The sequence below is a fragment of the Sulfurimonas sp. genome (genome assembly GCF_047622445.1).
In the GTDB taxonomy this organism is placed as follows: Bacteria; Campylobacterota; Campylobacteria; order Campylobacterales; family Sulfurimonadaceae; genus Sulfurimonas.
Map to the genome: position 1 here is coordinate 1 of NZ_JBLHOE010000019.1, position 12,583 is coordinate 12,583.

Below are 12,583 nucleotides of genomic sequence, written 5' to 3' on the forward strand. Positions count from 1 at the left end.
ACTTTTCTATGATGGTAAAAGTTTACCATGAGTAATAAAGAGTAAGTTAACTTGACACTAAGTGACTCAATATGATATAATAAATGTATAATTAAAAGGATTTACAATGAATAATATTTTTGAAAAACTAACACATAATATGACCGAAGCGATTGAATCTTCCATATCTTTAGCTTTGCACAATAAAAATCAAGAAGTTGAACTCATACATTTTTTATGGGCACTTTTAACTAATTCAAACTCCGTACTTAATCAAATGTTTAATAAAATGAATATTGATAAGGTTGCCATAGAATTAGATGTAAAAAGTCTATCCAATAGTCTATCGAAGTCAACTTCTGTATCAAAAGAGAATATAAAGTTATCGAAAAACTTTGTTAGCTCTCTTGAAAACGCAGCAGGACTTATGACAAATAATGGCGATACTTATTTAGCAGTAGATACATATATATTGGCAAATTTAAATAAGGAGCCTTATGCCAGTATATTAAAAAAATATATTGATGTAAAAGAGTTGGCAAAAAATTTAGAAGCGTCGAGAGGTGGAGCAAAGATTGACTCTCAAAGTTCAGATGAAACTTTAGAGTCTTTATCAAAATACGGAATTGATTTGACAACTGAAGCTGCTGAAGGGAAACTATCCCCTGTTATTGGTAGGGATGAAGAGATCAGTAGAATGATGCAAATTTTAATCCGTAAAACGAAAAACAACCCTATGCTTTTAGGTGAACCGGGAGTTGGTAAAACTGCATTAGTTGAAGGTCTAGCACAAAGAATTAGTGATGGTAAAGTACCAACATCTTTGAAAAATAAAAGAGTTGTTGCACTTGATATGTCATCGCTTATTGCAGGGGCAAAGTATAGAGGCGAATTTGAAGATAGATTAAAGTCAGTTATAGATGAAGTCAAACAAAACGGGCAAATCATACTTTTTATTGATGAGATACATACGATTATAGGAGCAGGGGCATCTGAAGGTAGTATGGATGCGGCAAATATTTTAAAACCAGCACTTGCTCGTGGTGAACTTCATACTATTGGGGCCACAACCTTAAAAGAGTACAGAAAGTATTTTGAAAAGGATACTGCTTTACAAAGAAGATTTTTGCCGATTAACCTTGATGAACCAAGCGTGAATCAATCGCTACAAATTCTTCGTGGGATTAAAGGGAGACTTGAAACACATCATAATGTAACTATAACTGATAGTGCACTAGTTGCGGCAGCTCGTCTTTCAGATAGATATATTGCAGATAGATTTTTACCAGATAAAGCTATTGACTTGATTGATGAAGCGGCAGCAGAACTTAAAATGCAGATAGAGTCAGAACCAAATGTTTTAAGTTTTGCAAAAAGAAGGTCTTCTGAGCTTCATGTAGAACAAGAAGCTTTGAAAATGGAAAAAACTCCAGCAAATGAGAAAAGACTGAGTGAAATTTTAAAAGAATTAGCTGATGTTGAAGAAGAGATCAGAAATCTTGAAGCACAATTCGCGACTGAGAAAGAGGTCTTTGAAAAAATTTCAAGTATCAAAGTCGATATAGCAGCAAAAAGAAGAGAGGCTGAACAAGCTAAATCCTCATCAGACTTTAATCGTGCAGCTGAGATTGAATATGGTGAAATACCTAAACTTTTAAAAGAAGAAAAAAGTATAAATGAAAATTGGGAAAAGTTACAAAACTCAGGAACATTACTTAAAAACAGTGTAGGTGAAGAAGAAATTGCAAGTATTGTATCTCGTTGGACGCATATACCGGTAAATAAAATGCTTCAAGGTGAAAAAGATAAAATCTTACATGTTGAGGAAGAATTAAATAAAGATGTAATTGGACAAAGTAAAGCAACACATGCAGTATCTCGAGCTATAAAGAGAAATAAAGCAGGGCTATCCGATACATCTTCACCAATAGGAAGTTTTTTATTTTTAGGACCAACTGGTGTAGGTAAAACACAAACTGCAAAAACATTAGCAAAGTTTCTTTTTGATAGTGAAGAGTCTATGATACGAATAGATATGAGTGAATATATGGAAAAACACTCTGTATCGCGTCTCGTTGGTGCAGCACCTGGGTATGTTGGATACGAAGAGGGTGGACAACTTACAGAAGCAGTACGTCGCAAGCCATACAGTGTGATTTTGTTTGATGAAGTTGAAAAAGCACATCCAGATGTTTTTAACATACTCCTTCAAGTATTAGATGATGGTCGCTTGACTGATAACAAAGGTGTTACAGTTGATTTTACCAATACTATTATTATTTTAACATCAAATATAGCAAGTGATAAAATCATCAATTATCCTAATTCTGAGGAATTAGAAAAACTTGTTATGGGTGAACTAAAACAATCCTTTAAGCCAGAGTTTTTAAATCGTTTAGATGATATTGTAATTTTTAATGCACTTGGTCAAGAGCAAATTGTAGATATCGTAGATATCTTTTTTAGAGAGATTGCTAAAAAAGTGGAGCAAAGAGATATAACACTTACTTTAAGTGATGAAGCAAAACAATATATAGCTGAAGCTGGATTCGACCCTGTCTATGGTGCTAGACCACTTAAACGCGCTTTGTATGAGATAGTAGAAGATAGGTTAGCTGATTTAATTTTAGAAGGTAAGGTAGTGGAAGGGAGTACAGTTCAATTTGATTTTGAGGCTTCTGAGATAAAAGTAAATGTATCTTAATGACACTTTAAGCAATTTTCTTATATTATTCCGAATCTAAAACGCAAACATTTGTTTATTTAGTTGGATTCCTCTCAAAGCACGGGTAACTGTGCATGGGCATCCTGTCGAAGGAAACTCAGCGTTAGCGTAGGATAAGGGACTTTGTTTCTTATCCGTACTAAATCAACAGAAAAGGATATGTAAAATGAAAAGAACATACCAACCCCATAATACACCTAGAAAAAGAACTCACGGTTTTCGTGCAAGAATGGCAACTAAGAATGGTCGTAGAGTTTTAAACCGTAGAAGAGCTAAAGGTCGTAAAAGATTGTCAGTTTAGGCGGATTTGATACACTAAAACTGCATAAGCAGTTTCAGTATATTTATAAAAAAGGGAAAAACCAACACTCCTCTAGCGTTGTCCTCTTTTTTCTCCCACAACATGGAATTCACAAAGTAGGATTTACTGCTACCAAAAAAATTGGTAATGCTGTAAAACGTAATCGTGCTAAAAGAAGACTTCGAGCTCTCTTTTTAGAACATTCGCAAACAATCAAAGATGGTACATACATATTCGTTGCAAAACAATCAATTATAGATATTCCTCATCCCAATTTACTAAAAGATTTCAAAAAAGTCATATTTCGCTCTCAGGCATTTAAAGAAAATCAAGAATGATAGAAATAATACGTACAGTTTTATTGAAATTTTTATGGCTCTATCAGAAGTTTTTTACACTGATTGGTTTTGGTTCATGTAGGTATTATCCATCTTGTAGTGAATTTGCACGAATAAATTTTGAAAATAATTCACTTTCAAGTGCTTTTTACCACTCTTTGACTAGAATACTACGATGTAATCAATTGTTCGATGGTGGGATAGAGTATCCACTACTAGATAAACTCTCGCCCAAGCCCACAAAGCTGGGAATGGAATCTATAAGATATTGGCTGGTTCCAAATAAAAATAATCGTTTTCATATTATAAAAAATTTTTCATACAAAGGCTAACCGTGTTAGATAAAATGTCTCCAAACCAAAGATTACTTGTAGCAGTAGCATTATCAGTAGTATTTTTCGCAGCGTATACAGCAATTTTTCCACCAGAACAAGTAGACTTCGAAGATGCTCAAACGAGCCAAAAAGTAGGAGTAAATCAAAATAGCGAGCAAACAAGTTTTCAAGACAGGGTAGTTGACGCAGTAGTTGGTCACGATGTGTCTAATGAAGAAGAAATTTCTGTTGGTGCTTCAAATGATATTGTTACCGTTACAAATGAAAATTTCATTTTAAAATTAGATACTTTAGGTCGTATATCTTCAAAAGTATTGTTACAAGATAAGTTTAATGATAAAGAAGAAAAACATTCCCAACTTATTCCAGCTTTTGCAACAAAACCATTATTTATCAGATTTGCAGAGCCGGATCTAAATAAACAAGCTTCTTCTGTAGCATATACTGCGTCTGTAAAAGAGATAGCTTTAGCTGGTGAACCTCAAAAAGTTACTTTAACACAAAAGTTATCAACACTAACAGTTACAAAAGAACTAACATTTTATGCAGATGGTCATTACGATGCAGTTGTTTCACTTTCAGAGGATAAAAGATATTTTATTTATTTAGGTCAAAGACCAGAAATCACAGAACAAATGATGACTATATCTGGTGCTATGGTGTATACAGATGACGAAATTGTAACAATTATAGAAGATGGAGATGCTGAGGGGAGACAAGTGTTCTCAGGTGTTGAACTAATCTCTGCATTTGATCAGTACTCAGCAACAATTATGTACGGTTTTGCTAAAGATACAAATATAATTATAGAACGTGATAGAGATGACAATCCCGTAGTGTATTTTGATGCATTACAAACTATGAGTTTTAATGGTTATGTAGGTCAAAAAGAGTATAAAGTACTTGATAATATTAATCCAGTACTTACAAATGCAATTGAGTATGGTTGGTTTACATTTGCTTCTAAGCCATTGTTTCAATTTTTGATGTGGTTACATGATATCTTTGGAAACTGGGGTTGGTCTATTGTTGCATTAACTTTTAGTGTTAGAATTATTCTTTACCCTTTGACATTCAAGGGTATGATGTCTATGCAAAAAATTAAGAAGATTTCACCTCAGATTAAAGAATTACAAGCAAAACATAAGGGTGATCCACAGCGTATGAATAAAGCTGTTATGGATATGTATAAAAAACATAATGCAAATCCTTTAGGTGGTTGTTTACCAATGTTAATGCAGATTCCTGTTTTCTTTGCAATTTATCGTGTACTTTTAAATGCAGTGGAACTTCAAGGTGCTGAGTGGATATTCTGGATTGATGATTTATCTCGTATGGATAATTTTTATATACTTCCATTATTAATGGGTGCATCAATGTATTATCAGCAAAAGCTTACTCCGAGTAATTTTACTGATCCAATGCAAGAAAAAGTATTTAAATTTTTACCAGTTATTTTTACATTTTTCTTTATAACATTCCCATCAGGTCTAGTACTTTACTGGTTTGTAAACAACCTGTTCTCAATAGGTCAGCAGTTCATTGTAAATGCACAATTTAAAAATGCAAATGAGGCTGAAGAAGCACTTGCTCGCGCAAAGAAATCTGATAAATCTGATAAGAAAATATCGGAGAAAAAAGATGATTAAAATCGAGGCAGTTACACTCGAAGCAGCATATAAAGATGCTGCTTTACAACTAAAGTGTTCTGTAACTGAATTGAAAATCGAAGTTGTCCAAGCTCCTAGTAAAGGTATTTTAGGACTCTTTAAAAAATCAGCTATTATAGTAGCTGTTAGGGAAGTGAATTTAGAAAGTCAGAGTGAATCAAGTAAAACTTCAAATCTAGATAAACGAGTAAATCCAACAAGTAACAATAAATCTAATAAAACTCCAAAAGTAGATAAACGTGAAGCATTAAAACCAAAACAAGTGAATGTGAATACTTCTAATGAATCTAATAAAACTCCTAAAGTAGACAAACGAGTAAATACAATAAGTTCTAATGAATCTAATAAAGCTCCGAAAGAAGATAAACGAGTAAATTCAACAAATTCTAATGAATCTAATAAAGTTTCAAAAGTGAATAAACGCGAAGCGTTAAACCAGAAACTTAAAGAAGATTCAAAGAAAGAAGAACAAAAAAGACGTCCAAAAAAACAAAAAAGTAAAATACAAGAAGAGAAAAAAGAATCTCATACAATGCTTAACGACACATTTATGCCAGCTTCATTTGTAAGTATGCAAGATGATGAAGATGAGTACGATGTATCAAGTTATTTAGCAGACTATGATGAAGGTGATGAAGATTGTGAAGAGTGTAAAAATATTTCTGAGATTGCAAAGACAGTATCAAAAGAGATAAATGAACTGTTTGACTTTACATGTTTTAAAATCCAAAGTATTGATGTACGTGCTTATGATGAAAACACACTTCTTGTAGAATTTAAAGGTGAAGATGCAGCATTATTAATTGGTAAAGAAGGATATAGATATAAAGCTCTTTCTTATATGATGTTTAATTGGTTAAATACAAAATACCAAGTGCAATTACGTCTCGAAATCGCAGAATTTTTGAAAAATCAAGAAGAATCGATTTCAAAATATCTTGTAGGTGTTTGTGAAAATATTAATAGAGATGGACGAGCACAAACTAAAATACTTGATGGTGTTCTCGTCCAAATTGCTCTGAATGAACTTCGTGACAAATACCCTGATAAATATATTGTAATCCGTTCTACTCGTGATGGGCTTAAATATATTATCATAAATGATTACCACTCAAATTAGTAATGGATGATCATACTATATCAGCCATTGCTACGGCTAATGGCATAGGTTCTATCGCTATTATACGCCTTAGTGGCGATAAGGCTCTCTCTATTGCTAAGAAACTCTCTACTAAAGCTAACTTTACCGCTCGTCACGCCACGTTAACAAATATCTACAACAAAGAAAATATACTTATAGATGAAGCTATTGTTATCTACTTCAAAGGACCTCATTCTTTCTCTGGGGAAGATGTAGTTGAGATTCAATGTCATGGTGGTTTTATTGTTGCTCAGTCAATTCTAAAGGCTACTGTAGAGTATGGTGCTAGACTTGCTACTGCTGGTGAATTTTCTAAGCGTGCATTTTTTAATGGACGAATTGATTTAAGTGAAGCAGAAGCTATCGCACAACTTATTGAAGCAAAAAGTGAAGATGCTGCAAAAATCTTAGCTGCTCAAATGAAAGGGTCGCTTAAAGAATATATAGAAAATATTCGTGATGAAATTATTCATATACTTGCTTATTCTGAGGTGAGTATAGATTATGCCGAAGAAGATTTACCCGAAGATTTAGTTCAGCAGATTAAAGAAAAACTTGAGGAACTTAAAGCTTCGCTTCACTCAACACTTTTAGCTTCTAAAGCAAGAGAAGGTTTAATGCAAGGTTTTAAAGTAGCTATCGTAGGAAAACCGAATGTCGGGAAAAGCTCCTTATTAAATAGACTCTTAAATTATAATCGTGCTATTGTAAGTGAGATTGCTGGAACTACAAGAGATACGATAGAAGAGCAAGTAAAAATTGGGACACATTTGATTCGTATTGTAGATACTGCTGGAATTCGTGATGCAAATGATGAAATAGAGAAAATTGGGATAGAAAGAAGTCTTGAAGCAATTGAGCAAAGTGATATTGTGATAGCTTTATTTGATAGTTCAAGGGTATCAGATAGTGAAGATAATCAAATTATCTCTCTCATTAATACTACTACACAAAATAAAAAAGTTATTTATATAAAAAATAAGATTGATTTAGAATCAAAGTTCAAAATTGAAAATATGAGTTTTGATTTAGAAATAAACTCTAAAGATAATGTTGATTCTCTTATAAAGGTATTAGAAAATATCATGGATACAACAAATACATCTGATGAAATGATGCTTATATCTCAAAGACAAATCTTTGCTGTAGAAAATACATTAACAAACATTGAAGAATCTTTTATTCCTCTTCAAGATCAAGAATTAGAAATATTTTCATTCCATTTGGGTGAAGCAGTAAAAGAGATGGCAAGCATAACACGACCATTTGAGAACGATGAGATGTTAGATAAAATGTTCGGCTCTTTTTGTTTAGGAAAATAGATGATAAAATATTTAGCAATTGATTTAGGATTAAAAAGAATAGGGCTCGCATATTCAGCGCATAAAGACTTAGTAACTCCACTTAAAGCAATTATCCGTAAAAATAGAAACCAAGCCTCAGATGAAGTTAAAAAGGCCGTAAAAGAGTGGGAAATTAATACAATAGTTATTGGTATTCCTCTTGGTGGTAGTAGTGAAGATGAGATGCGAAGACGTATAGCTCATTTTATGAATCTTGTTGATTTTGATGGTGTAGTAATATACCAAGATGAGGCTGGGAGTTCTAAAGAAGCTGAAGCTTTAATAAAAGGTGAAATCAAACATATTCGAGATGGACGTATAGATTCTATCTCCGCTATGATTATTTTACAAAGATATTTAAGGACGCTTAGGTGACATTTAAAGAAAGACTTGTTGATGTAAGAGAAGCAAAATGGTTCTCAAATCTTACAACAGGGGTAATTATATTTTATGCTTCAGTTTTAGGTTTTAAAACAATTGGTGAAGTAGAGAGTCATTATGCAATGATGCTTACTGCGCTTGACTATATGGTAACAGTATATTTTCTAGTAGAGATTATGATTAAACTTTATGCCCAAGAAAAGACGATGGATTTTTTCAAGTCAGGTTGGAATGTTTTTGATTTTGTTATTGTTGTAATTACTATTATCCCACTTGATAACACTGCTATCGCTCCAATTGCAAGAATATTTAGAATATTTAGAGTACTTCGTCTTCTTACTTCAAGGCCAGAACTTAAAAAAATTATTGATATGCTTATTGGTGCTATACCGTCTATTGTAGATATTGTTATTTTAATGTTTATTGTATTTTACATGTATGCAATTGTAGGAAACTTCTTATTTGAAGATGCTGCAAGTGGCTTATGGAAAGATTTCTTAATCTCTATGCTGACTCTGTTTAGAATTCTTACTTTTGAGGATTGGACTGATGTAATGTATGAGGGAATGGAAATACATCCATGGTCATGGATATATTTTGTAAGTTTTGTAGTTATCGCAGCTTTTGTATTTTTTAACCTTTTTGTTGCGGTTATTATTGGTGAAATGGAGAAGATTAATAACAAAGATATGGTAGATGAAATGCACGAAGAGCATGATAAAATAGATTTAATTTTAGAAGAGATGAGAGCGATGAGAGCTGAAATAAAAGAGCTAAAGAAAACAACTACTTAAAAAAGTAGTTGTTTTCTTCGCTATCGTTTGTTGATTTATTGGCTATTTAGCAAATGCTATAAATTTTTGTTGATCTACAGATACTTCTCCCATAACTACAGAAACAATACCTCCAAACATCTTTCCAAGTAAAGCAGCATTCATACTACTGATATATACTTTTCCATCAGCTTTCTTGTAGACTGAAATTGTACAAGGCATAAATACAGATACGACTCTTGCAGTATCATCACCTAACATTTTAGCTGCATGGTGAGCTTGGCATAAGTTTACTAACATTACTGGAAGTACATCACCACCCCCATGTTTTTTAACAGATTTATGCAGTGGTTTAATACTAGGAACTACCCAGCCCTCGGCTAGAGCATTTTCTTTTATTGTAGAAACTGTTTTTTCCATTGAATAAGGGCTCAATCTCTCTTCTAGCATCATGCCTGGCATCATATTCCAACCTGCAACACCTACTACTACCATACCAACAACAAACCCTAACGCTATATTTAATAATTTACTCACATAAACCCCTTATTTTAACTAGATTAAATTTTTCTAGTTAAAAGAATTATAAATAAATATTATGAATAGAGAATTGGATTTTTATTAATGAACTGTTAACGGATTTAAATATTATTTAGCCATAATGAAAAGATTATTACTATTGTGCGTTGCAGTAGTAAATCTTTCTTTTAAGTCTCTATCAAAAGTCAGCATAAAAACATTTGCATTTTGAAGATTTAATTGTTTAAAGTTATCGAGTAAAAGAGTATCTGCTACATCTTTTCCATGCCCACATTTTATAAAGTTAAATGAATTAAGTGTTTTTCCATAGTCATAGAGGTTTGCTTCCCACTCTGCACGTTTTAAATAAAGTGAATCAGGGTTAGCTGCCATAAATATATTTTCATCATCTATATCATAAGGTTCAATTATTTGACTAAAGATAGAACCAATTCCTGAAAAGTTTTCTATATCCCAGAAAAGATAGTTTTTATCAGCCTTAGACTTTTGCTTTTTGTTAATGAGTTTGAGTCTTTTTGTAATGTTAAAGTTTGAGTGTGCTGTATCATTTGTGATTTCAATGGAACCTTTAAGCTTTTTTGCATCACCGGTATCAAAGCCAAGTATTTCACCGAGTTCAATGTAGAGATTTAAATTCTCAAGTTCGTTTTCAGAACCACCTTTTTGATAGCTTCTTAGTTTTGAGAGTTTATGGTTTGAAAATATAAGATTAATGCTCATTTTTTCATGATTTGCATAGGCTTGTTTTGTACGAAAGAAGACATCTTTTGCATCTGTATTCTCAGGAAGCTCTACTGAACCTCGGTATTTATATTCGATTGAGACTTTTTGTTTACTCATAGATACTAATTAGATTAAATTCTTTCATTAAATTCCCCTTTTATTACTGACATTATAAAATTTTTTACTTTATTTAAGTATAATGCCACAAATTTTTAAAAGACTTAAGTATACACTTAAGCTAAAACACCAAGGAAATACGATGGCATTAAATGTTTATTATGACAAAGACACAAGTTTAGACCTAATCAAGAGCAAAAAAGTTGCAATGATTGGTTTTGGTTCTCAAGGACACGCACACGCAGAAAACTTAAGAGATTCTGGTGTTGATGTATGTGTTGGACTACGTAAAAATGGTTCTTCATGGGCTAAAGCTGAAGCGAAAAAGTTTGAAGTTCTTACTATTGCTGAAGCTACTGCATGTTCTGATGTTGTAATGATTCTTCTTCCAGATGAAAATCAAGCTGAAATCTATGCTGAAGAAATTGCTCCAAACCTTAAAGATGGTGCTACTATTGCTTTTGGTCATGGTTTTAACATTCATTATGGTCGTGTTAACCCTGCTGCTAACATCAATGTTACTATGATTGCTCCAAAAGCTCCTGGACATACTGTACGTTCTGAATTTGTACGTGGTGGTGGTATTCCAGATTTAATTGCTGTTGGTCAAAACCCTTCAGGAAATACTAAAGAGTTAGCTCTTTCTTATGCTTCTGCAATTGGTGGTGGTAGAACTGCGATTATTGAAACAACTTTCAAAGATGAAACAGAAACTGACCTTTTCGGAGAGCAAGCTGTTCTTTGTGGTGGTGCAACTGCATTAGTGCAAGCTGGATTTGAGACATTAACTGAAGCTGGTTATGCTCCTGAACTTGCATACTTCGAGTGTTTACACGAACTTAAACTAATTGTTGACTTAATGTTTGAGGGTGGTATCGCTGATATGAGATATTCTATCTCTAACACTGCTGAGTATGGTGATTATGTTTCTGGTAAACGTGTTATTAATGCTGAGTCTAAACAAGCTATGAGAGATATTCTTACTGAAATTCAAGATGGTAGATTTGCAAAAGACTTCATCCTAGAAGGTCAATCAGGTTACCCTCGTATGAATGCTGAGCGTTCAAATGACAAAGTTAAACTTATCACTCAAACTGGTAATCAACTTCGTGAAATGATGCCATGGATTGGAAAATCTAAGATTGTTAATCAGGACACAAACTAAAATTAAAATAGCGACGCAATGCACGACATTTCATTTAGTGAAATGCTGTGTCAGGCTTTTAGCCTAGATCTGCGTTGCTCACTTCGTCAGATACTACAGTATCCTTCCTCAGCGTGCGCCTTGAAACTCCATCACTCTTTTAATTTTTAGAACACTCCTTTATTCATATTAAATTATTTTAGAAAATTTGACATATATTAAGTAGATATTATAATTAAATTAATTTAAAGTTATAAGTAGTATCTAATTATTTATCTTATATAATCAATCCATTCAAGGGGATAGAACTAATTAGGAGAATATTATGGAAGTATTAGTATTAACAGGTGCTCTTGCACTTTTCGGATTAGGATTAATCGGTAACGTATATACAGATTTATACAGAATAATTTTTAAATAACTAGAAGCTTTTTTCAATATACTAGAGATACGTTATGTATCTCTAACCCACATATATTTCCTTTTATACCTCAGTGTTACTTTAAGTTAAATCTTTTAATCTCGTTTTCATTGACGAATGTATATAATAAATGAAAATATTTAAGAAGGACTTTCATGAATGATACGTATAAGCGGGCTAAGCTTGTTGAATTTGGTAATCAAATACTATATAAGAAATCATTGCCAGAGGGCTTACCACTCATCTCTAGTTATGCTAAAGATATAATTGGAGCAGATCGTTGCTCTATGTTTATATATAATCCTCAAAACGCTGAACTATGGACAACATTGGCAGATGGTGTTGAGCGTATAGTCATTCCTGCTGATAAGGGAATTGTTGGTAAGACATTAAGTACAAAAGAACCAATTATTGAAAATAATGTGTATTCAAATACTGTATTTTTAGTAGATATTGACGAGATGACAGGCTACCGTACTCATAATATTATTACAGCACCTCTTTTTAATAATAACAAAGAGATAGTTGGGGTTTTAGAATTATTAAATAAAGATGGTGGATTTGATAATGATGACCTTAAATATATGAAGTTTTTTTCACGTAATTTAAGTGACTTTATTGACTTAATTAATCTTTATGAGGGCTAAGAGAA

At 32.7% G+C, this 12,583-nt stretch carries 13 protein-coding genes; 11 read left to right on the forward strand and 2 right to left on the reverse strand.

Annotation, left to right across the window (positions count from 1 at the left end; translation table 11 throughout):
- Window positions 1-106 precede the first annotated feature (106 nt).
- The 9 genes from ACI9TV_RS06010 to ACI9TV_RS06050 all read left to right on the forward strand — a co-directional run bounded on the left by ACI9TV_RS06010 (window position 107) and on the right by ACI9TV_RS06050 (window position 9,007).
- Window positions 107-2,683 carry an ATP-dependent Clp protease ATP-binding subunit gene (locus tag ACI9TV_RS06010; protein ID WP_415249863.1) on the forward strand — a complete coding sequence of 859 codons (2,577 nt, stop codon included), beginning with the start codon at window positions 107-109 and terminating at the stop codon, window positions 2,681-2,683.
- Between the two features lie 187 nt (window positions 2,684-2,870).
- Window positions 2,871-3,005, forward strand: a complete 135-nt coding sequence (rpmH, locus tag ACI9TV_RS06015; RefSeq protein ID WP_275846591.1) for a 50S ribosomal protein L34 — start codon at window positions 2,871-2,873, stop codon at window positions 3,003-3,005.
- Window positions 3,006-3,025: 20 nt separating this feature from the next.
- Entirely contained in the window at window positions 3,026-3,343 is a 318-nt protein-coding gene (gene rnpA / locus ACI9TV_RS06020; protein WP_415249895.1) for a ribonuclease P protein component, read from the forward strand.
- Window positions 3,340-3,675 carry a membrane protein insertion efficiency factor YidD gene (gene yidD, locus ACI9TV_RS06025; protein WP_415249864.1) on the forward strand — a complete coding sequence of 112 codons (336 nt, stop codon included), beginning with the start codon at window positions 3,340-3,342 and terminating at the stop codon, window positions 3,673-3,675. Before rnpA ends, yidD begins: the two co-directional genes overlap by 4 nt.
- 2 nt (window positions 3,676-3,677) lie before the next feature.
- Window positions 3,678-5,327 carry a membrane protein insertase YidC gene (gene yidC, locus ACI9TV_RS06030; protein ID WP_415249865.1) on the forward strand — a complete coding sequence of 550 codons (1,650 nt, stop codon included), beginning with the start codon at window positions 3,678-3,680 and terminating at the stop codon, window positions 5,325-5,327.
- Window positions 5,320-6,468 (forward strand): Jag N-terminal domain-containing protein, encoded by a 1,149-nt coding sequence (locus ACI9TV_RS06035; RefSeq protein ID WP_415249866.1) that lies wholly within the window; start codon window positions 5,320-5,322, stop codon window positions 6,466-6,468. Before yidC ends, ACI9TV_RS06035 begins: the two co-directional genes overlap by 8 nt.
- A gap of 2 nt (window positions 6,469-6,470) precedes the next feature.
- Window positions 6,471-7,811 carry a tRNA uridine-5-carboxymethylaminomethyl(34) synthesis GTPase MnmE gene (mnmE, locus tag ACI9TV_RS06040; RefSeq protein WP_415249867.1) on the forward strand — a complete coding sequence of 447 codons (1,341 nt, stop codon included), beginning with the start codon at window positions 6,471-6,473 and terminating at the stop codon, window positions 7,809-7,811.
- 3 nt (window positions 7,812-7,814) lie between these two features.
- Window positions 7,815-8,207 (forward strand): Holliday junction resolvase RuvX, encoded by a 393-nt coding sequence (ruvX, locus tag ACI9TV_RS06045; protein WP_415249896.1) that lies wholly within the window; start codon window positions 7,815-7,817, stop codon window positions 8,205-8,207.
- Complete coding sequence (locus tag ACI9TV_RS06050; protein WP_415249868.1) at window positions 8,204-9,007, forward strand: ion transporter; 804 nt, start codon at window positions 8,204-8,206, stop codon at window positions 9,005-9,007. Before ruvX ends, ACI9TV_RS06050 begins: the two co-directional genes overlap by 4 nt.
- A 42-nt stretch (window positions 9,008-9,049) precedes the next feature.
- On the opposite strand, the gene ACI9TV_RS06055 is transcribed toward ACI9TV_RS06050, so the two are convergent.
- A complete protein-coding gene (locus ACI9TV_RS06055) occupies window positions 9,050-9,523 on the reverse strand; it encodes a DUF302 domain-containing protein (protein ID WP_415249869.1) in 474 nt (157 codons plus the stop codon).
- Between the two features lie 111 nt (window positions 9,524-9,634).
- Window positions 9,635-10,366 (reverse strand): hypothetical protein, encoded by a 732-nt coding sequence (locus ACI9TV_RS06060; RefSeq protein WP_415249870.1) that lies wholly within the window; start codon window positions 10,364-10,366, stop codon window positions 9,635-9,637.
- 142 nt (window positions 10,367-10,508) lie between these two features.
- Between ACI9TV_RS06060 and ilvC the strand changes: the two genes are divergently transcribed.
- Entirely contained in the window at window positions 10,509-11,531 is a 1,023-nt protein-coding gene (gene ilvC / locus ACI9TV_RS06065) for a ketol-acid reductoisomerase (RefSeq protein WP_415249871.1), read from the forward strand.
- Window positions 11,532-12,086: 555 nt separating this feature from the next.
- On the forward strand, window positions 12,087-12,578 hold the full coding sequence (locus ACI9TV_RS06070) for a GAF domain-containing protein (RefSeq protein WP_415249872.1): 492 nt from the start codon (window positions 12,087-12,089) through the stop codon (window positions 12,576-12,578).
- Window positions 12,579-12,583 lie beyond the last annotated feature (5 nt).

Bases quoted from the DNA above. Each gene is read 5' to 3' on its own strand.
- ACI9TV_RS06010 (WP_415249863.1), top strand. From the start codon at position 107: ATGAATAATATTTTTGAAAAACTAACACATAATATGACCGAAGCGATT.
- rpmH (WP_275846591.1), top strand. From the start codon at position 2,871: ATGAAAAGAACATACCAACCCCATAATACACCTAGAAAAAGAACTCAC.
- yidD (WP_415249864.1), top strand. From the start codon at position 3,340: ATGATAGAAATAATACGTACAGTTTTATTGAAATTTTTATGGCTCTAT.
- ACI9TV_RS06035 (WP_415249866.1), top strand. From the start codon at position 5,320: ATGATTAAAATCGAGGCAGTTACACTCGAAGCAGCATATAAAGATGCT.
- mnmE (WP_415249867.1), top strand. From the start codon at position 6,471: ATGGATGATCATACTATATCAGCCATTGCTACGGCTAATGGCATAGGT.
- ACI9TV_RS06060 (WP_415249870.1), bottom strand. From the start codon at position 10,366: ATGAGTAAACAAAAAGTCTCAATCGAATATAAATACCGAGGTTCAGTA.
- ilvC (WP_415249871.1), top strand. From the start codon at position 10,509: ATGGCATTAAATGTTTATTATGACAAAGACACAAGTTTAGACCTAATC.
- ACI9TV_RS06070 (WP_415249872.1), top strand. From the start codon at position 12,087: ATGAATGATACGTATAAGCGGGCTAAGCTTGTTGAATTTGGTAATCAA.